Raw genomic sequence first — 24,745 nt, 5'->3', positions numbered from 1 at the left:
GTGAGTGATGCTAATATATTGTTTTTACGATTGAAAAACGAATTGGTGCAATCATTTCCCTCTGGACGTAAGTCCTGAATGGGTTGAAAATCACATGGGGTAAACAGGACGGGAGTTGGAATGATGAAATCTGCATTCGAACTTCAGCTTGAAGGTTATGGGCTGACGACGGCACAGATCCTTTATCATCTGCCGGATCATCCGCATCTGCTCCAAGCCTTCATCTGGCAGGAATATGATCTGGAGCCGGATTTCCCGGTATTATTCCGCTTCATCGATTTCTGGAAGGAGGAGATCGACGGCCCGATCCATTCGATCGTCTATGCGCACAAGCGCCTGATCGGACCGAATGAATGGCGCAATGTGAACGGCGAAATCATCCTGCATTGACGGAGAGTTCACCGAACGGAGCGGCACTGCTTTTGTTTGCACTGCCGTTCCGGTAAAACGGCCGAATGACGATGCAACTCTCCGGCCGTATCGGAAAAGCCCTCATCTATGCGTCGAAGACGCTTCTGGGCGCGTTGATCTGCTGGTACGGCCTTCTGCTCCTGGGCGTCCCCAATCCGATCTGGGCCGTGATCACGGTGCTGATCGTCAGCGATCCGGATGTCACCACGACGCTCAACCTGGCCGAAGCCCGCGCCATCAACACGGCGGTCGGCTGCGCCGTTGGCCTCGCGACCATGTTTCTGTTCGGCTATTCGCCGGAAGCTAGCCTTTATGCGGCCGCGTTCACCGTCTTCGTCATCATGCTGATCGACCGCTATCCGGCGAACTGGCGGCTGGCGCCGGCGACCGTGATTATCCTGATGGATGCGGGTCGGCTGGCGACTTCGCATCGCGAGGAGATCACCTATGCGCTGCTGCGTCTGATCGAGATTGCTGTCGGCTGCGCCGTGGCGATCGCGCTCGCCGGTGTCTATACCTATTTTGCCAAGCGCAAGAAGCAGGGGCGGGAGGCGACCTGAACTATTTGTAGTCGCGGTGGCCGAAAATGGCCGAGCCGACGCGCACCGACGTAGCGCCGAAGGCGATCGCGGTCTCGTAATCGCTGGACATGCCCATGGAGAGCTTTTCGACGCCGGCCGCACGGGCGATCTTTTGGAGAAGCGCGAAATGCGGCCCGGGGTTCTCCTCCGCCGGCGGGATGCACATAAGCCCTTCTATGGTGAGGCCATGCGTTTCCCGGCAGCGCCTGACGAAAGCTTCCGCCTCAGTCGGTGCGATGCCCGCCTTCTGCGGCTCCATCCCCGTGTTGACCTGCACGTAAAGCTTGGGAAAACGGTTCTGCTTCTTCATTTCGGCGGCAAGTGTCGCGGCGATCTTCTCGCGATCGACGGTTTCGATCACGTCGAACAACGCCACCGCGTCGGCCGCCTTGTTGGACTGCAACGGCCCGATCAGGTGCAGCTCGATGCTATTATAGTCCTGCCTGAGCTCGGGCCATTTACCCTGCGCCTCCTGCACGCGGTTTTCGCCGAAGACGCGCTGGCCGGCCTCCAGAACGGGCCGGATGTCTCGCGCTTCGAACGTCTTGGAAACGGCGACCAGCGCGACCGAACCCTGCGGCCGTCCCGCCTCGCGCGTCGCATCCGCGATGGCGCCGCGGACGTTTTCCAGGCGCCCAATGACGTTGATGACGGCATCGGTCATGGCATTAACACCTCTTTTTAATGCGGTTTGGGCTCGCTACCTATCGGGTGACGGTTGACGCCTCCGCCAATCCATGGTGAAGGTCCGCCCACATATTTCAAATCCTCTTTGCAAGAGAAATACGGTCATGGCAACCGAACGCTATAATCCGCGCGCCGCGGAACCTCATTGGCAGAAGGTCTGGGACGAGGCGAAGATCTTCGAGACCGGGAATGACGACCCGCGGGAAAAATATTACGTCCTCGAAATGTTCCCCTATCCGTCGGGGCGCATCCATATGGGCCATGTCCGTAACTATGCGATGGGCGATGTGGTGGCGCGCTACAAGCGCGCGAAGGGCTTCAACGTCCTGCATCCCATGGGCTGGGACGCGTTCGGCATGCCTGCCGAAAACGCCGCCATGCAGAACAAGGTGCATCCCAAGGAATGGACCTACCAGAACATCGACACCATGCGGCGGCAGCTGAAATCGATGGGGCTGTCGCTCGACTGGTCGCGCGAGTTCGCCACCTGCGACGTGGATTATTATCACCGCCAGCAGATGCTGTTCGTCGATTTCTACGAGAAGGGCTTGGTGACCCGCAAGACTTCCAAGGTCAACTGGGATCCGGTCGACCAGACCGTGCTCGCCAACGAGCAGGTGGTGGACGGGCGCGGCTGGCGCTCCGGCGCGCTGGTGGAGCAGCGCGAGCTGACGCAGTGGTTCTTCAAGATCACCGATTTCAACGAGGAACTGCTGAACGGGCTGGATACGCTCGACCATTGGCCGGAGAAGGTGCGCGTGATGCAGCGCAACTGGATCGGCCGTTCGGAAGGCCTGCTGGTCCGCTGGGCGCTTGATCAGGCGAGCGCGCCCGAGGGAGAAAGCGAGATCGAGGTCTATACGACACGGCCCGACACGCTGTTCGGCGCTTCCTTCATCGCCATTGCCGCTGATCATCCGCTGGCGAAAAAGCTGGCGGACGAGAACCCGGCATTGGCGGCCTTCGCCGAGGGGTGCCGGCACACGGGAACCTCGGTCGCGGCGGTCGAAACGGCTGAAAAGAAGGGCTTCGATACCGGTCTCAAGGTCAAGCATCCCTTTGACGATAATTGGACCCTGCCGGTCTATGTCGCCAATTTCGTGCTGATGGAGTATGGCACCGGCGCGATCTTCGGCTGTCCGGCGCATGACCAGCGCGACCTCGATTTCGCCAACAAATACGGCCTGCCGGTGACGCCTGTGGTGTTGCCGGAGGGCGAGGATGCGGCGACGTTTCAGATCACCGAGACGGCTCATGTCGAGGAGGGGACGATGATCAATTCCCGCTTCCTCGACGGCATGACGCCGGATGTGGCCTTCAAAGAGGTGGCCGACCGTCTGGAGAAGGTCACCATCAACGGGCGTCCGCAGGGTGAGCGCAAGGTGCAGTTCCGCCTGCGCGACTGGGGCATCTCGCGCCAGCGCTATTGGGGCTGCCCGATCCCGATGATCCATTGCGACGATTGCGGTGTGCTGCCGGTGCCGAAGGCGGATCTGCCGGTGAAGCTGCCGGATGATGTCGATTTCGACCGGCCGGGCAATCCGCTCGACCGGCATGCCGCCTGGAAGCAGGTTCCCTGCCCGAAATGCGGCAAGGCGGCGCGGCGCGAGACCGATACGATGGACACGTTCGTCGATTCGTCCTGGTACTACACCCGCTTCACCGCGCCGTGGGAGAACGAGCCGACCGATCTCAAGGCGGCGAACGAATGGCTGCCGGTCGATCAGTATATCGGCGGCATCGAGCATGCGATCCTGCATCTGCTCTATTCCAGGTTCTTCACCCGCGCGATGAAGGTGGCCGGCCATGTGAGCGTCGACGAGCCGTTCAAGGGGCTGTTCACCCAGGGCATGGTGGTGCACGAGACTTACAGGGGCACGGACGGCTGGGTCGCCCCCGCCGATGTCCGCATCGAGGAGAGCGAGGGGACACGCAAGGCCGTGCTTGTTTCGACTGGCGAGCCCGTCGAGATCGGCTCCATCGAGAAAATGTCGAAGTCGAAGAAGAATGTCGTCGACCCTGATGACATTATCGCTTCCTACGGCGCGGACACGGCGCGCTGGTTCATGCTGTCCGATTCGCCCCCCGATCGCGACGTGATCTGGACCGAAGCCGGCGTCGAGGGCGCGCACCGCTTCGTGCAGCGCGTCTGGCGGCTGATTTCCGAAGCGGCGCCCGTGTTGAAATCGGTTGCGCCGAAATCGGCGTCCGAGGGCGAGGCGGGGCAAATCTCGAAGGCAACCCACAAGACGCTGAAGGCCGTAGGCGAGGACATCGAGAAGCTGTCCTTCAACAAGGCTGTTGCCCGCCTTTACGAACTGGTTAACACGATCGCCGCGCCGCTGCAGGCCGTGGCGTCGGGCAAGGCGGATGCCGTCTTGCAGGGCGCATCGCGCGAGGCGGTCGATGTCTTGATCGCCATGATCGCGCCGATGATGCCGCATCTGGCGGAAGCCTGCCGTGCCGAGCTGGGAGCCGATGGCCTTGCCGCCATGGCGCCCTGGCCGACCTTCGATCCGGCGCTGATCGTGGAGAACGAGATCACGCTGCCTGTCCAGGTCAACGGCAAGAAAAGAGGCGATTTGACAATTGCCCGCGATGCGGATCAATTGGCCGTCGAGAAGGCGGTGCTCGAGCTTGACTTCATCAAGTCGGCCCTGAACGGGAGCGCACCGAAGAAGATCATCGTGGTGCCGCAGAGGATCGTCAATGTCGTTGCCTGATCGCGCTTTTTCCATGCCGAAACTGAAACGCAGTGCGCTTTTTGCTGTCCTCACCGGGGCTCTGATCGCTATTGCCGGCTGCACCGTGCAACCGCTTTATTCCGGCGGGAACGGGACATCGAGCATCGGCGGAACGGTTACCCCCGGCATGCGCGAGAAGCTCGCCTCCATCGCGATCGATCCGGCCGATACGCGCTATGCGCAGGAAGTGCGCAACAAGCTGATCTTCCTCCTGAGCGGTGGCGCCGGCGAACCGGCGGCCCCCGCCTATCGCCTGTCGCTCGGCGTAGCCTCGGCAACGAGCGCTGCGGTTCGCATCAATGTCGGCGACACCACGGACAGGACCGGCCGCCCTTCGGCCGGCACGGTTCGCGTGACATCGCGGTATGTGCTGCGTGACGCGGCCGGGAAGCCGGTCGCCAAGGGCACGCGCGTCGTCAGCGCGTCCTTCGACCGCCCGCGCCAGGAGTTCGCCAATCTGCGCGCCGAGCGCGATGCGCAGGATCGCGCGGCGCAGGAACTGGCGGAGCAGATCATGCTGGCCGTGGCGCAGGATTTGTCGAAGCGCTAGGTCTCGGAGCCAGCGTCCATGGTTGCGCCCGATTTGCACGATAGAGGCGGGGGAGAAATCCGGGAACCGCTTCTGCCTGTGCCATGCGACTGACTTCCTTTTCCGCCAGCGGCTATCGCTCGCTCCGCTCCGTCCATCTCGAAACGGGACAGGTCTCGCTCTTCGTCGGCGAAAACGGGGCGGGCAAATCCAATCTCTATCGTGCGCTGCAACTGGTGAAGGCGTCGGCCGAAGGCACGCTGGCTTCCGAGATCGCAGGGGAAGGCGGCATGCAGTCGGCGCTTTGGACCGGCGTGCGGAAGGCCGGAAAACCTGTACGGATTATCCTCGATACCCATTTCGAGGATGAGGAGACGGCGGCGCGCTTTTCCTATCGCATCGAGGCGAGTCTTCCGCCGCCTGTGTCGGCGGGCTTCATGTTCGAACCGCACATAAAGGAAGAGGAGCTGAGCCTCGATACCGGGCGCCGGCCGGCCCGTCGAACTGATGAGCCGCAAGGGGCCGGCGGTTTTTGCCCGCGATGGCGACGGAAGGCGTGTGCAGCATCCCGTGCGCATGCTGGAATCCGAAACAGCACTTTCCCTGCTCGCCGGCTCGGGACGCTATCCCGAGATCGGCGACCTCTGCACGACATTGAGAGGGTGGCGCTTTTATCACGGTTTCCGGACGGACCGGGACTCACCCGCGCGCCAGCCGTCGATCGCGATCACGTCACCCATGCTCGACGAGGATGGCGGCAATCTCGCCGCCGTCTTCGCCACGCTTGCCCATATCAGGGGAGACACGGTCGATCTCGACCGCTGTGTCGCGGATGCGCTGGGCGGAGCAAAGCTGGATATCCCGTTGCCTGGCCGGACCGCCAGCTTCGGCCTCGTCGTCCCAGAGTTCCCGCAACGCATCTTCGGACCTGAGGAACTTTCCGACGGGCAGATCCGGTTCCTGGCGCTCGCCGGCGCGCTGCTTTCCTATCGGCTGCCACCGCTGATCGCACTCAACGAGCCGGAAGCGAGCCTCCATCCATCCATGCTGCCGGCGCTTGCCGGCATGATCGCCAAGGCGGCGGAGCGCGCCCAGGTCTGGGTCGTCACGCATTCCAGCGTTCTGGCAGAGGCTATCCGGGATCAGACCGGGGCACGGTCCGCGACCGTCGAGCGCAGGAGCGGCGAAACGGCGGTGAGGGTGTTGTCCGTAAGCTCCTCACAGTCTTAATTCGGCCGCTGCGTCACTGGCGGCAGAGAGAATACCGGCGGGCCAGAGGGGGGTGTCACCACGCCCGCTTGCCGCGTCTGGTCATTGAGAAGAACACCCCGAACCGGGAATGGGAAGACGGGCGGTCTTGCCAACGCTCATTATAAATTCAATTGCGGCCGCAAGACCGCCCGTCGGCGATGTCCGTCCGTTCCGCTTCGAGAAGAGCTAGGGATCGTCGCGGGAGCTTCATTCACCCACGTCCCGTCTCGGCCCTTCCCGTGAGGGAAACCCTGGACGAAGCCTCCCAGTTCACCACTGCGTCAGCGGTCAACCGGAAGCGCCGGTTCTTCCCCGCGAGACCCGCCGTCGCGAGCCGCGTTCCCGCGGGAAGAACTGAGGGGAAGGATAAGGGCAGGGCGGGAACTGTGGGATAAGTTTTCCGGGAGCAGGGCCGTTGCGGCCGCTTTTGCCGCACAGGGATCGGCATGCCGATCCCTTTATCAAATACGTCGTCAGGCGATCTTCTGTCCGGTCTTCGCCCAATCGGCGAGGAATGCATCAAGGCCCTTGTCGGTCAGCGGATGCTTGACGAGTGCCTTCAGCGTCGCCGGCGGGACGGTGGCGACGTCGGCGCCGATGAGGGCCGCTTCCTTGACATGGTTCACGGTGCGGATCGAGGCCGCCAGGATCTCGGTCCTGAAATCGTAATTGTCATAGATCGTGCGGATTTCGGCGATCAGCTCCATGCCGTTGACGCCCATATCGTCGATACGGCCAATGAAGGGCGAGATGAAGGTCGCGCCGGCCTTGGCGGCGAGCAGCGCCTGGGTAGCGGAGAAGCAGAGCGTGACATTGACCTTGCGGCCATCCGAAGTCAGCGCCTTGCAGGCCTTCAGGCCATCGAGCGTCAGCGGCACCTTGATGCAGATGTTATCGGCGATCTTCGAGAGAACCGCGGCTTCCTTCATCATGCCGTCATAGTCGAGGGCGGTGACTTCGGCAGAGACGGGGCCTGATACGATATCGCAGATTTCCTTGGTCACTTCGAGGATGCTGCGGCCGGACTTCGCCACCAGCGAGGGATTGGTGGTCACACCGTCGAGGAGGCCGAGATCGTTGAGTTCACGGATTTCCTTCACATCGGCGGTATCGACAAAGAATTTCATTTCAGCTGTCCTCCATAACAGGGCTTGCTGGGCGTTTGAGGGATGATAATCCCGGGAAGGTGGCTTTTCTTTAGCCCAAAGCCGGGCCAAGGTCACGCCATCATGTCGAAAGATTCGCAAGCTCCTCTAAAGCACGCAAGTCCGGACGGAAAACCGCGGCACACTTTTCCTGGACTTGCTTTAAGGACGGTTCCGGTGCTCGTTCCCATGCCCGCGGAACGCCCGTACTCCTACGCTGTACCGGACGGAATGATGGTCGTTCCAGGGTCGATCGTGCGCGTGCCGCTGGGGCCGCGCGAGGTGGCGGGTATCGTGACGGCGGGAGAAACCGATTCCGTCGATGCGAAGAAGCTGCGGCCGATTTCGGAGGTCTTCGACTGCCCGCCGATCGAGCCGCAGATGCTGCGTTTCGTGCAATGGGCGGCGGATTACACGCTGTCGCCGCCGGGCATGGTCGCGAGGATGTTGCTCCGGGTCCCCACGGCTTTTGATCCCGAGCCGCCTATTCCCGGCCTGCGCTATGCGGGCGTCAAGCCGGACCGGCTGACCGAAGCGCGCAGCCGGATCATGGAACTGGCCGAGGACGGCATGGCCTGGACGCGTTCCGGCCTTGCGCATGCGGCCGGTGTCTCGCTCACCGTCGTCGATGGCTTGAAGGCGCAAGGCGTCTTCGAGGAGGTGATGATCCCACCGCGTCCCGTGGTGGCCGCGCCTGATATCGATTATGCCCGCGCCGATCTATCGCCGGACCAGCAGGCGGCGGCGGACATGCTGGTGGAGAATGTCGGGAGACAGGGATTCTCCGTTTCGCTGCTCGACGGCGTCACCGGCTCGGGCAAGACGGAGGTCTATTTCGAGGCGGTGGCGAAAGCGATCGAGGATGGCCGGCAGGTGCTGATCCTTCTGCCGGAAATCGCGCTGACGCAGCAGTTTCTCGATCGCTTCCATGACCGCTTCGGCGCAAAACCCGCCGAATGGCATTCCGATCTGGCGCCGAAGATGCGCGAGCGGGTCTGGCGTCAGGTGGCGGAAGGCCAGGTGCGGGTGGTGGCCGGCGCGCGCTCGGCCCTGTTCCTGCCGTTTCGCGAGCTTGGCCTGATCGTGGTCGATGAGGAGCATGACCCGGCCTACAAGCAGGAGGACCGGGTCTTCTACAATGCCCGCGACATGGCTGTCGTGCGCGGTCATATCGGCGGCTTCCCGGTGGTGCTCGCCTCGGCGACGCCGTCCATCGAAAGCCAGGTCAATGCCGAGCAGGGCCGCTATCAGCGCATCAGGCTTGCCGCCCGCTATGCCGAGGCGGCGATGCCTGACCTGAAGACCATCGATATGCGCCGCTCCCCGCCGCCGCCGGGCAAGTTTCTCTCGCCGGTGCTGACGGGAGCGATCGCCAAGACGCTCGAACGCAAGGAACAGGCGTTGCTGTTTCTCAACCGGCGAGGTTATGCGCCGCTGACGCTCTGCCGTGTCTGCGGGCATCGGTTTCAGTGCCCGAGCTGTTCGAGCTGGTTGGTCGAGCATCGTTTTCGCGGCCAGCTGATGTGCCATCAATGCGGCTATCACGAGCCGACGCCGCATGCCTGTCCGGAATGCGGTACGCTCGATCATCTGGTCGCCTGCGGACCGGGCGTCGAGCGTATCGCCGAGGAGACGGCGGCCGCCTTTCCCGATGCGCGGATCATCGTGCTTTCGTCCGATCTTCTCGGCGGGGTGAAGCGGCTACGGCTGGAGCTCGAAGCCATTGCCAAGGGCGAGGCGGATATCGTCATCGGCACACAGCTGGTGGCGAAGGGGCACAATTTCCCCGACATGACTCTCGTCGGCGTCGTCGATGCCGATCTGGGTCTTGCCAATGGCGATCCGAGGGCTGCCGAGCGGACGTTCCAGCTCCTCAACCAGGTGACGGGCCGGGCAGGGCGTACGGGGCGCAAGAGCATCGGGCTGCTTCAGACCTATCAGCCCGACCACCCGGTGATGCGCGCCATCGTCTCGGGCGATGCGGACGCCTTCTATGCCCGCGAGATCGAGGAACGCGAACGCGCCGGGCTGCCGCCGTTCGGACGGCTGGCGGCGCTGATCGTTTCAGCCAATACGCGTGGTGAGGCCGAAAGCCATGCCCGCGCACTGCGCCGGGCAGCGCCGTCCTCTTCAGAGATTGCCGTGCTCGGCCCGGCGGAGGCCCCTCTGGCGCTGATTCGCGGCCGGCATCGCTTCCGGTTGCTCGTCCACGGGACGAAACGCGCCGATATCCAGGCCTTCATCCGCACGCTGCTTGCGGCGGGGCCGAAGGAGCGCGGCTCGGTGAGGGTGCAGGTGGACATCGACCCGCAGAGCTTTTTGTAGAGTGGTTCAGTTGGAAACGCTGGTCGCGGGACACTGTCTTTTGCTCTCTTGGGCTTTAGCATCCCTCCAGTCGTCATCCTCGGGCTTGACCCGAGGGTGACGATGATAAAGGGAAGCGCTTTTTGTCGCACTTCCGGCCGATGTGCTTTATAGAGCGCGAAGCAGTTTTCGAAGCATGAGGAAGAGACATGGAACTCTATTGGCCGGCGAGCGATGGCGAGTGGCTCGCATGGATTTCTGCGGTGATCACCGTTCTCTTCGGGGTGATCCTTTTCTTCGCGCCGGGGCTGTCGATGAAGGTTCTGCGGCTTTCACCGGCCGATGGGCGGCCCGAAGCCTTTGCCTCGATCCGCGCGACAATGGCTGGATTCCACATAGGTTTAGGGCTCAGCTGCCTCATCTTCACCCAGCCATTCCTGTGGCTCGCGCTGGGGGCGGCATGGGGCTTCACCCTTTTCGGCCGGCTCATCTCAATGATGTCGGATCGGGGCGGTACCTTCTACAACTGGATGGCGGTGGTGCTGGAGTTCCTGCTCGCGGCGGGACCGCTGCTTTTCGCTTTCGGGTTCATCGCCTGAACGGGCGGAAAATCGCATCGACGGACGAAAAATCCCCGTAATTGCGACAAAGCTGACCAAAAACAGAGGGATTCGCGTGTTGCGAGTCCTGTCCGTTCATGCTAGACGGCAATCGAATTTCAGCGGGGATGCTTGGCGCATTCAAAAATTGCTGAAAAAACTCAATAAAGTCAAAGACTTAGATTAGCTCACCTTTTCGAGTGTCCGGGTCTTGGCGTCAAAGCAGAGAGCTGGTTGTTCGTGACAGAAACTTCATCGCTCATTTCAGGTGCCGCGCGGCGTTATGCCGGATCGCTTTTCGATCTGGCGCTCGAGGCAAACTCCGTCGTCCAGGTGGAAAAGGATCTCGGCCGGTTCGAGGCTCTTTTGAACGGCAGCGATGAATTGAAGCGCCTGGTGTCCAGCCCGGTCTTCTCGACCGAGGACCAGGTGAAGGCCATCTCCGCAATCGCCGACAAGGCGGGCATCAAGGGCCTCACGGGCAATTTCCTGCGCGTCGTCGCGGGCAATCGTCGGCTTTTCGTGCTGCCCGGCATGATCCAGGCTTTCCGGCAGATCGCGGCCCAGCATCGCGGCGAGGTTTCCGCCGATGTCGTCTCCGCTCATGAATTGACTGCCGCGCAGCAAAATGAATTGAAGGCGACGCTCAAGGGCGTGGCCGGCAAGGACGTGACGATCAATGTCACCGTCGATCCGTCGATCCTCGGCGGTCTCATCGTCAAGATGGGATCACGCCAGATCGACACTTCCCTTCGCACCAAACTTTCTTCTCTCAAGCTTGCACTGAAAGAGGTCGGCTGATGGACATCCGCGCTGCGGAAATTTCCGCAATCCTGAAAGAGCAAATCAAGAATTTCGGCAAGGAGGCAGAGGTCTCCGAGGTCGGTCAGGTTCTGTCCGTCGGTGACGGTATCGCCCGTGTTTATGGTCTGGACAATGTCCAGGCGGGCGAGATGGTCGAATTCCCGGGCGGCATCCGCGGCATGGCGCTGAACCTTGAAAGCGACAATGTCGGCGTCGTCGTCTTCGGTGCCGACCGCGACATCAAGGAAGGCGATACCGTCAAGCGTACCGGCTCGATCGTGGACGTTCCCGTCGGCAAGGCGCTGCTCGGCCGCGTCGTCGACGCCCTCGGCAACCCGATCGACGGCAAGGGCCCGATCAAGACGACGGAACGTCGCCGCGTCGACGTCAAGGCGCCTGGCATTATCCCGCGCCAGTCGGTGCATGAGCCGATGTCGACCGGCCTCAAGGCCGTTGACGCCCTCATCCCGGTCGGCCGCGGCCAGCGCGAGCTGATCATCGGCGATCGCCAGACCGGCAAGACCGCGATCATTCTCGACACGATCCTGAACCAGAAGGCGATCCACGATTCCGGTCCGGAAAAGGAAAAGCTCTACTGCGTCTACGTCGCTGTCGGCCAGAAGCGCTCGACCGTGGCGCAGTTCGTCAAGGTTCTCGAAGAGCGCGGCGCGCTCGAATATTCGATCATCGTTGCCGCCACCGCGTCCGATCCCGCGCCGATGCAGTTCCTTGCGCCGTTCGCCGGCTGCGCGATGGGCGAGTATTTCCGCGACAACGGCATGCATGCCCTCATCGGCTATGACGATCTGTCGAAGCAGGCGGTTGCCTATCGCCAGATGTCGCTTCTGCTGCGCCGTCCTCCGGGCCGCGAAGCCTATCCGGGCGACGTCTTCTATTTGCACTCCCGTCTCCTGGAGCGCGCCGCGAAGCTCAATGAGGAAAACGGCAGCGGCTCGCTGACCGCGCTTCCCGTCATCGAGACGCAGGCGAACGACGTGTCGGCCTACATCCCGACCAACGTGATCTCGATCACCGACGGCCAGATCTTCCTCGAGACCAACCTGTTCTACCAGGGCATCCGTCCTGCCGTGAACGTGGGTCTGTCGGTGTCGCGCGTCGGTTCGGCCGCCCAGATCAAGGCGATGAAGCAGGTCGCAGGCTCGATCAAGGGCGAGCTGGCGCAGTACCGCGAAATGGCGGCCTTCGCACAGTTCGGCTCCGACCTCGACGCGGCGACGCAGCGCCTGCTCAATCGCGGCGCACGCCTGACGGAGCTCTTGAAGCAGCCGCAGTTCTCGCCGTTGAAGACGGAAGAGCAGGTCGCGGTGATCTATGCCGGCGTCAACGGCTATCTCGACAAGCTGCAGGTCAGCCAGGTCGGCAAGTTCGAGGACGGCCTGCTGGCGTGGCTGCGCACCGAGCACAAGGACGTGCTCGATGCGATCCGCAAAGAGAAGCAGCTCACCGACGATATCAAGGCAAAGCTGAAGGCGGCCGTCGACGCGTTCGCCAAGAATTTCGCCTGAGTTTTGTTTAGCCGCATGATCTCATCCGGAAAGTCCGCAGCTTTCCGGAATCATGCTCAGAGTTTTAGCCGCATGATCTCATCCGAAAAGTCTGCAACTTTTCGGGATCATGCTCCGGACGGGATGAACGGATGCCTTCACTAAAGGATCTGAGAAACCGTATCGCCTCGGTCAAGGCGACGCAGAAGATCACCAAGGCGATGCAGATGGTCGCCGCGGCGAAGCTGCGTCGCGCGCAGGAAGCTGCCGAGGCGGCGCGGCCCTATTCGCAGCGGATGGGTGCGGTTCTTGCCAATATCGCGCAGAATGTCAGCGGCGAGGACGCGCCGAAGCTGATGACCGGGACGGGCGCCGACAATGTGCACCTGCTGATCGCCTGCACGGCGGAACGCGGCCTTTGCGGCGGTTTCAACTCGCAGATCGCGCGTCTGGTGCGCGATCATGCACGCAAGCTCTTGAGCGAAGGCAAGACGGTGAAAATCATCACCGTCGGCAAGAAGGGCGCGGACATCCTCAAGCGCGAGTTCGGATCGCTTTTCATCGAGCATTTCAACCTGCGCGAGGTCAAGCAGATCGGTTTCGCCAATGCCGACGAGATCGGCCGCAAGGTCATCGCGCTGTTCGAAGAGGGCGCGTTCGACGTCTGCACGCTGTTCTATTCGGAATTCAAGTCGGTCATCAGCCAGGTGCCGACCGCGCAGCAGCTCATCCCGGCCTCCGCCGGCGGTGAGGCGGAATCCGACAACGCCGCAGGCGCGCTTTACGAATACGAGCCAGACCCGAGCGTCATCCTCGGCGATCTCATCCCGCGCAACATCTCCGTCCAGATATTCAGGGCGCTCCTGGAGAATGTGGCGGGCGAGATGGGCGCCAAGATGAGCGCCATGGACAACGCGACCCGCAATGCCGGCGACATGATCAACAAATTGTCGATCACGTATAACCGGCAGCGTCAGGCTCAGATCACCAAGGAACTGATCGAAATCATTTCGGGCGCGGAAGCGCTCTAGGTTTAGTTTGCCGCATGATCTCATCCGAAAAGTCTGCAACTTTTCGGGATCATGCTAACGGAAGGTAAGGATCGATGGCAAAAGCAGCGACCCCGAAAACACCCGCCGCGGCCAAGCCGGCTCCGGCAGCAAAGGCCGCGCCAAAAGCCGCGGCAGCAAAAGCAAAGGCTCCTGCGAAGACCGCAGCGGCAAAGGCGCCCACCGCAGCCGAGAAGGCGAAGGGCCTAGTCGGCCGCGTCAAGCAGGTCATCGGCGCCGTGGTCGATGTGCAGTTCGACGAGCATCTGCCGCTGATCCTGAACGCGCTGGAAACCGACAATCTCGGCAACCGACTGGTTCTGGAAGTGGCGCAGCATCTGGGCGAAAACACCGTCCGCACGATCGCCATGGACTCGACCGAGGGTCTGGTGCGCGGCCAGGCGGTGATCGACACCGGCGCTCCGATCGAGGTTCCGGTCGGCGAAGCGACGCTCGGCCGCATCATGAACGTGATCGGCGAGCCGGTCGATGAAGCAGGCCCGATCGAAACGAAGGCCCGCCGCGCCATTCACCAGAACGCGCCTGAGTACATCGAGCAGTCGACGGAAGCCCAGATCCTCGTCACCGGCATCAAGGTCATCGACCTTCTGGCGCCTTACGCCAAGGGCGGCAAGATCGGCCTGTTCGGCGGCGCCGGCGTCGGCAAGACCGTTCTGATCATGGAGCTCATCAACAACGTCGCGAAGGCGCACGGCGGTTACTCCGTGTTCGCCGGCGTCGGCGAGCGCACCCGCGAGGGCAACGACCTCTATCACGAAATGATCGAATCGGGCGTCAACAAGCTCGGCGGCGGCGAAGGCTCGAAGGCCGCGCTCGTCTACGGCCAGATGAACGAGCCGCCCGGTGCGCGCGCCCGCGTCGCCCTGTCGGGCCTGACGGTCGCCGAATATTTCCGTGACCAGGGTCAGGACGTTCTGTTCTTCGTCGACAACATCTTCCGCTTCACGCAGGCGGGCTCAGAGGTGTCGGCGCTTCTCGGCCGCATTCCTTCGGCCGTGGGCTATCAGCCGACGCTGGCGACCGACATGGGCGCCCTGCAGGAGCGCATCACGACCACGACCAAGGGTTCGATCACCTCGGTTCAGGCCATCTACGTGCCTGCCGACGACTTGACCGACCCGGCGCCGGCGACCTCGTTCGCGCACCTTGACGCGACGACCACGCTGTCGCGCTCGATCGCGGAAAAGGGTATCTACCCGGCCGTCGATCCGCTCGACTCGACCTCGCGCATGCTCGACCCGATGATCGTCGGCGAGGAGCATTACGCGGTTGCCCGTCAGGTGCAGTCGATCCTGCAGCGCTACAAGTCGCTCCAGGATATCATCGCGATCCTGGGCATGGACGAGCTTTCCGAAGAGGACAAGCTCACCGTCGCCCGCGCCCGCAAGATCGAGCGCTTCCTGTCGCAGCCGTTCTTCGTCGCCGAAGTCTTCACCGGCTCGCCGGGCAAGCTCGTCGACCTGGCCGACACCATCAAGGGCTTCAAGGGCCTTTGCGCAGGCGAATACGACCATCTCCCGGAAGCCGCCTTCTACATGGTCGGCTCCATCGAGGAAGCCGTGGAGAAGGCAAAGCGTCTGGCAGCGGAAGCAGCGTAATTTAGGGAATAGGGAGTAGTGAGGTAGTGAGATAGTGAAGATGGGGATTTTTGTTCTCTACTCACTACTCACTATTCACTAGAACGATATGGCTGAAGCCTTCCATTTCGAACTGGTATCGCCGGAACGCCTTCTGCTCTCCGCGGAGATCACGGAAGTCGTGATCCCGGGCAGCGAGGGTTATCTGACCGTCATGGCCCGCCATGCCCCGCTGATGAGCACCATCAAGCCAGGTGTCATCCGGGTCAGGCAGCCCGACGGCAAGGAGGATTCCTATGTCGTTTTTGGCGGTTTTGCCGATATCTCGCCGGAAGGCTGCACGATTCTGGCGGAATCCGCGGTTCACGTCGACGATCTGAACCGTGAGGAACTGCAGCGCCGGATCCAGGATGCGCGCGAGGATCTGGCGGATGCCACCTCGCATGAGCAGCGCACGAAGGCCGAGCAGTTCCTGCATCAGCTGATGACGCTTGAAGGCTCGGTCCTGCCGGCCTGATCCAAGCGTCGGATTTCGACTTTAAGAAAGCGGCCTCGGGCCGCTTTTTTATTTTGCGTTGCGCACAGGCATTGCGTCCGGCGCAGGTCATTTGATTCACACTTGCGTGAGAATGAATTGTTTACTTGAAACCATTTTCCCCAGGATATAATCCAGCGAGATATCGTTAGTATACTACATATATGGATGTCTATTATGGGGACCAAAGAACTTCGCACGGAAATGGTCGATGCGCTTTCGAAGGTCAGCCGGAAGCTGCGCACGCTTTTTGACGGGCGGGTCAAGGAGCAGGGCCTGACCCTGGCGCGGGCCCGCACGCTCCTTGTGCTCAGCCGCCAGGAAGGTCTCTATCAAAAGGAACTGGCCGAGGTACTGGAGATCGAGAACGCGACGATGGTGCGCCTTCTCGATGGTCTCGAAAAGCAGAATTTCATCGAGCGCCGCGCCGTCGAAGGCGATCGCCGGGCGAAACAGATCGTCATGACCGAGGAGGGGCGCCAGCAGGCCGAACAGGTTGTGAAGCTTGCCGAAGATGTGCGGGAGGATCTCCTGGATTCGGTCAGCGATGAGGATCTGGCTACCACCGTCCGCGTCCTTCACGCGATGGGGCGTTCGATCGACAGTACCGACAGGGTTTCGGTTTCGCGGCCGAACTGATCCGATAATCTATCGGCGAGCGAGCAGGCCGCCGATGACAAGGCCTATGCCGATCAGGACGGCGGCGGATGCAACAGGCCTTTCCCGCGCAGTATCGGCGACGTAATGCGCCTGCCTGCCCGCCACATGGGCGGCCTTGGCGCTTTTGGCCTTGAGAGCATCATAGACGTCGGACGCCGTGTCTCTGGCGCTATCCAGAATATGGAAACCCTGCCGGGAAAGCGTTTCTGAAATTTCGGCGATTTCCTTGCGCAGTTCGGCGATCTGATTTTCGAGGTCCTTGCCGGACTGGGTGCGGGTCCTTGTCCCCGTTGCAGCCATCTCACATCTCCTTTCATCTGCAGATAATTTCGGCATGTCAGCAAACGCAACGCCGTGTCAGATGAATTGGTTCCGGTCGCGCTCGCGTGAAAACAAGTGAACGGTGTTGATCGGCGCCGCCGCTGAAAAGCGGCACGGACGGCACGATATCCTCCACGAGCTTGACGGCTCTCTGCTGAACGGGCGTTCGGAAATGCCCGTTACCATGGAGGATTATCTCATGCGTATTCAGATAATATCGGCTGCGGCAACCATTCTCGCTCTCTCCGCTTACAGTGCACAAGCGGAGGATTTCGCCTTCGGCAAGGTGAAAATGTATGATCAGAGCAGCCAGATGGTTACGTTGGACAGCGGTTCGTCGTTCATTCTTCGGCCCGGCCAAAATCCGGATATCCGCCCTGGGGATGAGGTTGTGATCGGCTGGCAGAGCAATCTCAACGGCGACTTCTATGTCGACTATATCGGCCCGGCAAAGACAATGATGCGGAACGATACGGTGCAGAACGAAACGACGCCGAACGATACCGAGATGCAAAACACCACGGGAAACTGATCGAAAATCTAAGGCGGTCGGGATAGCCTTTGTTCAGGCGCGTCTTATGGCGCGAGCGTCCGCAAATGGCGGATGAGATCGCCAGCCGCGGCAATGGCCTTTTCCGGGTCGCGGGCGAGGATCGCTTCGATCATCGCTATATGGGCTTTGGTCGATGCCGCGATACCGTCATCGCCTCTCAGGCGAAACCAGAAACGGCGGCTATGGGTCTGCAGGGGAGCCGCAAGGCGCGCGGCGAAGGCATTGCCGGCGGCCTGCCCCAGGACCGAATCAAGCGCCTTATCCGCATCGAGGAACCGGCCGAGATCATCGGCGGAAGAGGCCTTTCGCATGCTGTCCGCCGCAGCCTGAAAACGCTGGTGATCGCGGGGGCCGGCAAGCCGCGCGGCGTCGCGCGCCAGCACCTGCTCGACCCCTTCGCGGGCATCGAGAACCTTCACGAAATCCTTCGGATCAAGGGGCGTGACGGCAATGCCGGAGCGGGGGCGCACCTCCATCAGCCCTTCCCAGGCCAACCTCTGAATGGCTTCGCGAACCGGCGTGCGCCCCATGCCGGTGAGCTCGATCAGCATGCGTTCGTTGACCACCATGTCGGGTTCGAGGACGAGCGTGACGATCAGATGCTCGAGGGTGCGATAGGCCTGCTCGGCAAGGCTCACGCCCGGCGGGTTATCGAGTTGAAGGCTCGTCAATCGGTCCTCCCTGTTGCGTGGCGTGCGCTTGACCATAATGGAGGGTATAGATATATCACTGATATATCAATCGGGAGTGGATGCCCCATTGCGGCATTCGTCAGAAGGGGAGCGGCGTATGTCCGGCATCGAAAGCCAGCACGATGATGAGATCGTCATCATTGGCGCAGGCATAATCGGGACCTCGATCGCTGCCTTTCTGGCCGAGGCAGGGCATCAGGTGCTGGTCATCGACCGTACCGGCATCTGCGAGGAAACGAGTTCGGGCAACGCTGCCGCGCTCGCCTTTTCCGATATACTGCCGCTTGCTTCCAAAGGCGTCCTCGCCAAACTTCCGCGGTGGCTTGCCGATCCGCTCGGGCCCTTCACCATTCGCCCCTCCTATCTGCCGAAGCTCGCGCCCTGGCTCTATCGTTTCTGGCTAGCGAGCGGGGAAACGGCCCAGGCGAACAGCCTTGAGGCGCAGGCGGCGATGATGCGGCTTGCCGAAACGGAGATGCTGGCGCTCATGAAGCGCGCCGGTGTCCTGTCCATGCTGCGCGAGGACGGCTCGCTCGAACTCTATGAGAGCGAGGCGGAATTGAAGGCGGCGCAGCCCGGCTGGGACGCGCGGGAAAAGGCGGGCATCGCATTCTGGCATATCAGGGGCAAGGAACTAGCGGAATACCAGCCGGGGCTCAGCCCGCGCTTCGTCGTCGGCAGTTTCGTGCCGGACTGGAAGACGGTAAGCGATCCCAGGCTTTTGGGACAGGCGCTGTGGGCCTTTGCCGAGCGCGCCGGCGCGCGGTTTATCAAAGGCGAGGTGAAATCCCTTTCCACCGCGAACGGGAAGACCTCTATCGGGCTGGCCGACGGCCGCACGATCTCGGCGGACAAGCTTGTCATCGCGGCGGGCGCCTGGTCACATCAACTGGCAAAGCAATGCGGTGATGCCATACCGCTCGAGACCGAGCGCGGCTATAACACCACATTGCCTGTCGACAGCTTCGATCTGAGGCGACAGCTGATTTTTGGCGGGCATGGTTTTGTCGTTACGCCGCTCGAAACCGGCATCCGCGTCGGCGGGGCGGTGGAGCTCGGCGGCCTCAGCCTGCCGCCCAATTATGCGCGCTCGGAGGCAATGCTGAAGAAGGCCGCAATGTTCCTGCCGGGGTTGAAGACCACCGGCGGACGCCAATGGATGGGCTACCGGCCGTCATTGCCGGATTCGCTTCCCGCGATCGGCAGGGCGAAAGGCCTGCCCAATGTCTTCTACGCGTTCGGCCACGGCCATCTGGGGCTCACCCAGTCGGCCGCGACCGGACGCTTGATCCGCGATCTCGTTTCCGGGCAAACTCCGGCGATTGATCTCGCGCCCTTCAACCCGCAACGTTTTTAAGGTCTCAGATCCATGGCCAGGCATTCCTTTTTCTGCGTCGACGGGCATACCTGCGGCAATCCGGTGAGGCTGGTGGCCGGCGGCGGCCCGAACCTCGAGGGGGCCAACATGATGGAGAAGCGGGCGCATTTCCAGCGGGAGCATGACTGGATCCGCACCGGGCTGATGTTCGAGCCGCGCGGCCACGATATGATGTCGGGCTCGATCCTCTATCCGCCGACCCGGCCGGATTGCGACGTGGCGGTGCTGTTCATCGAGACCTCAGGCTGCCTGCCGATGTGCGGGCACGGCACCATCGGCACGGTGACGATGGCGATCGAGCACGGGCTGGTGACGCCGAAGACGCCGGGTGTCCTGCGGCTCGATACGCCGGCCGGGCTGGTCGTGGCGGAATATGAGCAGAAGGGGCAATATGTCGAAAGCGTGCGGATCACCAATGTTCCGGCCTTCCTCTATGCCGAAGGGCTGGAGGTGGAATGCCCGGATCTCGGCCTGCTGCGGGTCGACGTCGCCTATGGCGGCAATTTCTACGCCATCATCGATCCCCAGGAAAACTATGGCGACATGGCGGATTATCGCGCGCTCGACCTGATCGGCTGGAGCCCGGTGCTGCGTCAGCGGCTGAACGAGCGCTATTCCTTCATCCATCCCGAAAAGCCTGACATCAACCGCCTCAGCCACATTCTGTGGACGGGCAAGCCGACCAAGCCGGAAGCGCATGCCCGCAACGCAGTGTTCTATGGCGAAAAGGCCATCGACCGTTCGCCCTGCGGAACGGGCACCTCGGCGCGCATGGCGCAGCACGCCGCCAAGGGCAAGCTGAAGCCCGGCGATGATTTCGTACATGAATCGATCATCGGCTCGCTCTTTCATGGCCGGGTCGAAAAGGAGACGGAAATGGCGGGTCGCCCGGCGATCATTCCCTCCATTGCCGGCTGGGCCCGGATGACCGGCTACAACACGATCTTCATCGACGATCGCGATCCCTTCGCCCATGGTTTTGTCGTCGTTTGATGCGATGTCGCATATTGGCCAGCCTTCATGGCTTCGCCTGACAGGATTGCGAGCAAAATGGGAGGAGAAACTCTCGTTTGGAGGTGGATAAATAGGGGAAGAAGCGGAAAGACCCTAGCTCATTAGTGGAAACACCTATAAATGCGAGGGGCGACTTATTAGTCCTTCGTCTGATATAAAAACGGTTGCTTTCCGTGTTGCAGCGGTTAGGTGTAAGAAGGATCGGGGAACAAGGGAACCGCCCTAAAAAGGCAGGAAATAATGGTCCCGACCGAAGTAAGGGTGGCTTTTCGATGGAATACTTTATCCAGCAGTTGATCAACGGGCTGACGCTCGGCTCGATCTATGGCTTGATAGCGATCGGTTATACGATGGTCTACGGCATCATCGGCATGATCAATTTCGCACATGGGGACATTTTCATGCTGGGCGCCTTCATGGCGCTCATCGTGTTTCTGATATTGACGACATTCATCGGCGGCGTGCCGGTCGTCCTGGCGCTCTTCCTGATGATGGTCGTCGCCATGTGTCTGACGAGTCTCTGGAGCTGGACCATCGAGCGCGTGGCCTATCGTCCGCTGCGCGGGTCGTTCCGCCTGGCTCCGCTGATCACCGCGATCGGCATGTCGATTGCGCTCTCCAATTTCGTGCAGGTCACGCAGGGGCCGCGCAATAAGCCGATCCCGCCGCTGATCAGCAGCGGCTATACGATCTACGGCACCAATATCACCATTTCGCTGAAGCAGATCGTCATCATCGTGGTGACGGCCGCGCTGCTGGCAGCCTTTTGGTATCTGGTCAACCGCACGTCGCTCGGGCGCGCGCAGCGGGCCTGTGAACAGGACCGCAAGATGGCGGCGCTGCTCGGCATCAATGTCGACAGGACCATATCGCTCACCTTCGTCATGGGCGCGGCGCTGGCGGCCGTGGCCGGCACGCTCTATCTCATGTTCTACGGCGTGATCTCCTTCTCCGACGGGTTCATTCCGGGCGTCAAGGCGTTCACCGCGGCGGTGCTCGGCGGCATCGGCTCGCTGCCCGGGGCGGTCGTCGGCGGCCTGCTCATCGGCCTGATCGAGGCGCTGTGGTCGGCCTATTTCTCGATCGACTACAAGGATGTGGCGGCGTTCTCGATTCTCGCGATCGTGCTCATCTTCATGCCTTCCGGCATTCTCGGCCGCCCAGAAGTCGAAAAGGTGTGATCATGGCCGAGCAATCCAAGTCCCGTTCGGAATCCGCTTTTTCCTCGGCCATCCGTGAAGGCGTCATAGCGGGCATCATCGCCTTCTTCCTGTTCGTGCTGATCATCGGCTTTCGCACGGACCAGAACATCAGCAACGAGTTGGTCCTCGACCAACGCTGGGGGCTGCTCTTCACCATGGTGGCAATCGCCGCCGTAGGGCGGTTCCTTTTCAAGGCTTTCATTTCGCCCTGGTTGACAGCCCGCATCAAGGCGAAGGAAAGCGCCAAGGTCGGCGAGGTGTCGGAGCCTTCCTTCTTCCGGCGCAATTTCTCGCGACTGGCCATTGCTTTCCTGCTGGTCTATCCCGCCCTTGTCGTCCTCATGGTCGGCATGCAGGGGTCGCTGAAGTGGGTGGATAATTTCGGCATCCAGATCCTGATCTATGTGATGCTCGCCTGGGGACTCAATATCGTCGTCGGCCTAGCCGGTCTGCTCGATCTCGGCTATGTCGCCTTCTATGCGGTGGGCGCTTATTCCTATGCGCTCCTCTCCAGCTATTTCGGCCTGTCGTTCTGGGTGTTGCTGCCGATGGCGGGCATTTTCGCGGCCACATGGGGCGTCATCCTCGGCTTTCCCGTCTTGCGCCTGCGTGGTGATTATCTCGCCATCGTGACGCTCGCCTTCGGCGAGATCATCCGTCTCGTCTTGATCAACTGGACCGAGGTCACCAAGGGCACGTTCGGTATTTCCGGCATCGCCAAGGCGACGCTGTTCGGTATTCCCTTCACCGCCGGCAAGGATGGCTTTGCGGCCATATTCGGCCTGCCGCTCTCATCAGCCTATTACAAGATCTTCCTCTATTATCTGATCCTGTTCCTGGCGCTGCTGACGGCATGGGTGACGATCCGCCTTCGGCGGATGCCGGTCGGGCGCGCCTGGGAGGCGCTGCGCGAGGACGAGATCGCCTGCCGTTCGCTCGGCATCAATACGACGACGACCAAGCTGACGGCTTTTGCGACCGGCGCCATGTTCGGCGGCTTCGCGGGCTCGTTCTTCGCCGCCCGGCAAGGTTTCGTCAGCCCGGAATCCTTCATATTCCTCGAATCCGCCGTCATTCTCGCGATCGTCGTGCTCGGTGGCATGGGCTCGCTGGTCGGCATCGCGGTCGCGGCCGTGGTGATGATCGGCGGCACGGAAATCCTGCGCGAGATGGGCTTCCTCAAGCTCATCTTCGGGCCGAGCTTCACGCCCGAGCTTTATCGCATGCTGATCTTCGGCCTGGCGATGGTGACAGTCATGGTGTGGAAGCCGCGCGGCTTCGTCGGAAGCCGTGAACCCAGCGCATTCCTGCACAAACGCAAGCTGGTCTCCGGAGCCTTCACCAAGGAGGGGCACGGCTGATGTCGGCGGCACAAATCATGTCTGAAACTGCAATGGACCCAATTCTCAAGGTCGAGCATCTATCGATGAAGTTCGGTGGTCTGATCGCCATCAATGATCTGAGCCTGGAGGCGAAGCGCGGCGATATCACCGCGATCATCGGCCCCAACGGTGCCGGCAAAACCACTGTGTTCAACTGCATCACCGGCTTCTACAAGCCAACCGGCGGGATGCTGACGCTCTCGAGGAAGAACGGCGAGAAATATCTCCTCGAGCGGCTGCCGGATTTCAAGATCACGCAGAAGGCCAAGGTGGCGCGGACGTTCCAGAACATCCGCCTGTTCTCGGGTCTGACGGTTCTGGAAAATCTGCTGGTGGCGCAGCACAACCCCCTGATGAAATCGTCGGGCTATACGATCCTCGGGCTGCTCGGCCTGCCGGCCTACAAGCGGGCCGTGGCGGAATCGACCGAAAAGGCGCGCTATTGGCTGGAAAAGATCAATCTGATCGAGCGGGCGGACGATCCGGCGGGCGATCTGCCTTATGGCGACCAGCGCCGGCTTGAGATCGCCCGCGCCATGTGCACCGACCCGGAGCTGCTTTGCCTCGATGAGCCCGCCGCGGGCCTCAATCCGCGTGAATCCTCGCAGCTCAACAAGCTGCTGCTCGATATCCGCCGCGAAACCGGTACGTCGATCCTGCTGATCGAGCACGACATGGCGGTCGTCATGGAAATCTCGGATCATGTGGTGGTGCTCGAATACGGCACGAAGATTTCTGACGGGAAGCCGGAAGCGGTGCGCAACGACCCGAAGGTGATCGCCGCCTATCTCGGCGTCGAGGATGAGGAGATCGCCGAACTGATCGAAGAGGTCGACGCGCCCCATGTCGCCGATCCCGCCGACATCGCCGTCAAGCAATTGGCCAAGGAGGCGATAACCGAGATCGTGCAGGCAGGAGCCGCCGTGAAAACGGATGGACCCAAGGCGAAACCGGCACGGAAAAAGCCCGCCGCCAAAGCCTCATCAGCCAAGCCGGCGGGGAAAGCGTCCAGGACATCCGCCCGCACGAAGAAGCCTTCCGGGGGGAGCAAGTGATGTCGGCCAAGAATTCGCTTCTCAGGGTCGAGCAGGTCGAGACCTATTACGGCAACATACGCGCCCTCAAGGGGGTGGACATCACGGTGGATGAAGGCGAGATCGTCGCCCTCATCGGAGCCAACGGCGCCGGCAAATCGACCCTGATGATGACGATCTGCGGCAGCCCGCGCGCCCGCAGCGGCCGGGTGATCTTCAACGGGCAGGATATCACGCAATTGCTGCCGCACGAGATAGCGCGGCTGCGCATCGCCCAGTCGCCGGAGGGGCGACGCATCTTTCCGCGCATGAGCGTGCAGGAAAACCTGCAGATGGGCGCCAGCCTCGATAATCTTGCTCATTTCGATGAAGACGTGCGGCTGATGTTCGATCTCTTCCCGCGTCTGAAGGAGCGCATCAACCAGCGCGGCGGCACGCTTTCGGGCGGTGAACAGCAGATGCTGGCGATCGCGCGGGCGCTGATGGCGCGGCCGAAGCTTCTGCTGCTTGACGAGCCCTCACTCGGCTTGGCGCCGCTGATCGTCAAGCAGATCTTCGAGGCCATCAAGGAGCTCAACCGCACCAAGGGCCTGACCGTCTTTCTGGTCGAGCAGAATGCCTTCGGCGCGCTGAAGCTGGCAGACCGTGGCTATGTCATGGTCAACGGCTCGATCACGATGAGCGGTTCCGGCAAGGAACTGCTCGCCAATCCGGAAGTGCGCGCCGCCTATCTCGAAGGCGGGCGGCACTAGTTTTCAGTCGCATGA

Annotated in this window: 23 protein-coding genes and 1 pseudogene; 20 read left to right on the top strand and 4 right to left on the bottom strand. The window is 61.7% G+C overall.

The features are described 5' to 3' along the window. Positions 1 to 120 precede the first annotated feature (120 nt). Together ATN84_RS18185 and ATN84_RS18180 are read left to right on the top strand one after the other, a co-directional pair. Entirely contained in the window at positions 121 to 390 is a 270-nt protein-coding gene (locus tag ATN84_RS18185; protein ID WP_244491119.1) for an usg protein, read from the top strand. A 65-nt stretch (positions 391 to 455) separates the two neighbouring features. Then, positions 456 to 971, top strand: coding sequence for an FUSC family protein (locus tag ATN84_RS18180; RefSeq protein ID WP_068883250.1), 516 nt, complete (start codon positions 456 to 458; stop codon positions 969 to 971). 1 nt (position 972) lies between these two features. Here ATN84_RS18180 and ATN84_RS18175 read toward each other — a convergent pair whose 3' ends face one another. Beyond that, positions 973 to 1,656: a YggS family pyridoxal phosphate-dependent enzyme gene (locus ATN84_RS18175; RefSeq protein WP_068883248.1), complete on the bottom strand. Its 684-nt coding sequence runs from the start codon at positions 1,654 to 1,656 to the stop codon at positions 973 to 975. Positions 1,657 to 1,783: 127 nt separating this feature from the next. Here ATN84_RS18175 and leuS point away from each other — a divergent pair, with 127 nt between their 5' ends. The 3 genes and pseudogenes from leuS to ATN84_RS18160 all read left to right on the top strand — a co-directional run bounded on the left by leuS (position 1,784) and on the right by ATN84_RS18160 (position 6,182). Continuing rightward, positions 1,784 to 4,402, top strand: a complete 2,619-nt coding sequence (gene leuS, locus ATN84_RS18170) for a leucine--tRNA ligase (RefSeq protein ID WP_068883246.1) — start codon at positions 1,784 to 1,786, stop codon at positions 4,400 to 4,402. Continuing rightward, on the top strand, positions 4,389 to 4,973 hold the full coding sequence (gene lptE, locus ATN84_RS18165) for an LPS assembly lipoprotein LptE (protein WP_068883244.1): 585 nt from the start codon (positions 4,389 to 4,391) through the stop codon (positions 4,971 to 4,973). Before leuS ends, lptE begins: the two co-directional genes overlap by 14 nt. Positions 4,974 to 5,056: 83 nt before the next feature. Further along, a pseudogene (locus ATN84_RS18160) lies at positions 5,057 to 6,182 on the top strand (AAA family ATPase). A gap of 494 nt (positions 6,183 to 6,676) precedes the next feature. Here ATN84_RS18160 and fsa read toward each other — a convergent pair. Continuing rightward, on the bottom strand, positions 6,677 to 7,330 hold the full coding sequence (gene fsa / locus ATN84_RS18155) for a fructose-6-phosphate aldolase (protein WP_068883242.1): 654 nt from the start codon (positions 7,328 to 7,330) through the stop codon (positions 6,677 to 6,679). A gap of 207 nt (positions 7,331 to 7,537) precedes the next feature. Between fsa and ATN84_RS18150 the strand changes: the two genes are divergently transcribed. From ATN84_RS18150 to ATN84_RS18115, 8 genes are all read left to right on the top strand, one after another. Then, positions 7,538 to 9,673 carry a primosomal protein N' gene (locus tag ATN84_RS18150; protein WP_244491118.1) on the top strand — a complete coding sequence of 712 codons (2,136 nt, stop codon included), beginning with the start codon at positions 7,538 to 7,540 and terminating at the stop codon, positions 9,671 to 9,673. A gap of 188 nt (positions 9,674 to 9,861) precedes the next feature. Next, positions 9,862 to 10,251, top strand: a complete 390-nt coding sequence (locus tag ATN84_RS18145; RefSeq protein ID WP_068883238.1) for an AGROH133_08824 family phage infection protein — start codon at positions 9,862 to 9,864, stop codon at positions 10,249 to 10,251. A 240-nt stretch (positions 10,252 to 10,491) separates the two neighbouring features. Then, positions 10,492 to 11,052 carry a F0F1 ATP synthase subunit delta gene (locus ATN84_RS18140; protein WP_068883578.1) on the top strand — a complete coding sequence of 187 codons (561 nt, stop codon included), beginning with the start codon at positions 10,492 to 10,494 and terminating at the stop codon, positions 11,050 to 11,052. Beyond that, complete coding sequence (gene atpA, locus ATN84_RS18135; RefSeq protein WP_068883236.1) at positions 11,052 to 12,581, top strand: F0F1 ATP synthase subunit alpha; 1,530 nt, start codon at positions 11,052 to 11,054, stop codon at positions 12,579 to 12,581. The genes ATN84_RS18140 and atpA overlap by 1 nt, the downstream gene beginning before the upstream one ends. Before the next feature lie 131 nt (positions 12,582 to 12,712). Beyond that, positions 12,713 to 13,591 (top strand): F0F1 ATP synthase subunit gamma, encoded by an 879-nt coding sequence (locus ATN84_RS18130; RefSeq protein ID WP_068883234.1) that lies wholly within the window; start codon positions 12,713 to 12,715, stop codon positions 13,589 to 13,591. Positions 13,592 to 13,665: 74 nt separating this feature from the next. Beyond that, a complete protein-coding gene (gene atpD, locus ATN84_RS18125; RefSeq protein ID WP_068883233.1) occupies positions 13,666 to 15,228 on the top strand; it encodes a F0F1 ATP synthase subunit beta in 1,563 nt (520 codons plus the stop codon). An 88-nt stretch (positions 15,229 to 15,316) separates the two neighbouring features. After that, complete coding sequence (locus ATN84_RS18120) at positions 15,317 to 15,724, top strand: F0F1 ATP synthase subunit epsilon (protein ID WP_068883231.1); 408 nt, start codon at positions 15,317 to 15,319, stop codon at positions 15,722 to 15,724. A gap of 195 nt (positions 15,725 to 15,919) precedes the next feature. After that, a complete protein-coding gene (locus ATN84_RS18115; RefSeq protein WP_068883229.1) occupies positions 15,920 to 16,381 on the top strand; it encodes a MarR family winged helix-turn-helix transcriptional regulator in 462 nt (153 codons plus the stop codon). A gap of 9 nt (positions 16,382 to 16,390) precedes the next feature. Here the strand turns inward: ATN84_RS18115 and ATN84_RS18110 are convergent, their stop codons facing one another. Then, on the bottom strand, positions 16,391 to 16,702 hold the full coding sequence (locus ATN84_RS18110) for a DUF883 family protein (protein WP_068883227.1): 312 nt from the start codon (positions 16,700 to 16,702) through the stop codon (positions 16,391 to 16,393). A 220-nt stretch (positions 16,703 to 16,922) separates the two neighbouring features. Here ATN84_RS18110 and ATN84_RS18105 point away from each other — a divergent pair, with 220 nt between their 5' ends. Beyond that, complete coding sequence (locus tag ATN84_RS18105) at positions 16,923 to 17,255, top strand: hypothetical protein (RefSeq protein WP_153020285.1); 333 nt, start codon at positions 16,923 to 16,925, stop codon at positions 17,253 to 17,255. Positions 17,256 to 17,299: 44 nt separating this feature from the next. On the opposite strand, the gene ATN84_RS18100 is transcribed toward ATN84_RS18105, so the two are convergent. Then, positions 17,300 to 17,995: a GntR family transcriptional regulator gene (locus ATN84_RS18100; protein ID WP_425287423.1), complete on the bottom strand. Its 696-nt coding sequence runs from the start codon at positions 17,993 to 17,995 to the stop codon at positions 17,300 to 17,302. Positions 17,996 to 18,065: 70 nt separating this feature from the next. Between ATN84_RS18100 and ATN84_RS18095 the strand changes: the two genes are divergently transcribed. The 6 genes from ATN84_RS18095 (at position 18,066) to ATN84_RS18070 (ending at position 24,730) form a co-directional block, all read left to right on the top strand. Beyond that, positions 18,066 to 19,325 carry an NAD(P)/FAD-dependent oxidoreductase gene (locus ATN84_RS18095; RefSeq protein ID WP_068883223.1) on the top strand — a complete coding sequence of 420 codons (1,260 nt, stop codon included), beginning with the start codon at positions 18,066 to 18,068 and terminating at the stop codon, positions 19,323 to 19,325. Positions 19,326 to 19,337: 12 nt separating this feature from the next. Further along, a complete protein-coding gene (locus ATN84_RS18090; protein WP_068883221.1) occupies positions 19,338 to 20,339 on the top strand; it encodes a 4-hydroxyproline epimerase in 1,002 nt (333 codons plus the stop codon). 293 nt (positions 20,340 to 20,632) lie between these two features. After that, a complete protein-coding gene (locus ATN84_RS18085; RefSeq protein ID WP_068883219.1) occupies positions 20,633 to 21,541 on the top strand; it encodes a branched-chain amino acid ABC transporter permease in 909 nt (302 codons plus the stop codon). Between the two features lie 2 nt (positions 21,542 to 21,543). Then, positions 21,544 to 22,923 carry a high-affinity branched-chain amino acid ABC transporter permease LivM gene (gene livM / locus ATN84_RS18080; protein ID WP_068883217.1) on the top strand — a complete coding sequence of 460 codons (1,380 nt, stop codon included), beginning with the start codon at positions 21,544 to 21,546 and terminating at the stop codon, positions 22,921 to 22,923. Beyond that, positions 22,923 to 23,999, top strand: coding sequence for an ABC transporter ATP-binding protein (locus ATN84_RS18075; RefSeq protein WP_425287418.1), 1,077 nt, complete (start codon positions 22,923 to 22,925; stop codon positions 23,997 to 23,999). The genes livM and ATN84_RS18075 overlap by 1 nt, the downstream gene beginning before the upstream one ends. After that, positions 23,999 to 24,730: an ABC transporter ATP-binding protein gene (locus ATN84_RS18070; RefSeq protein ID WP_068883215.1), complete on the top strand. Its 732-nt coding sequence runs from the start codon at positions 23,999 to 24,001 to the stop codon at positions 24,728 to 24,730. Before ATN84_RS18075 ends, ATN84_RS18070 begins: the two co-directional genes overlap by 1 nt. Positions 24,731 to 24,745: the final 15 nt, after the last annotated feature.

Source organism: Paramesorhizobium deserti, from assembly GCF_001558695.1.
Taxonomy (GTDB): Bacteria; Pseudomonadota; Alphaproteobacteria; order Rhizobiales; family Rhizobiaceae; genus Paramesorhizobium; species Paramesorhizobium deserti.
The sequence above is the reverse complement of the archived record's forward strand: the minus strand, read 5'-3'. Positions and strand labels throughout refer to the sequence as shown.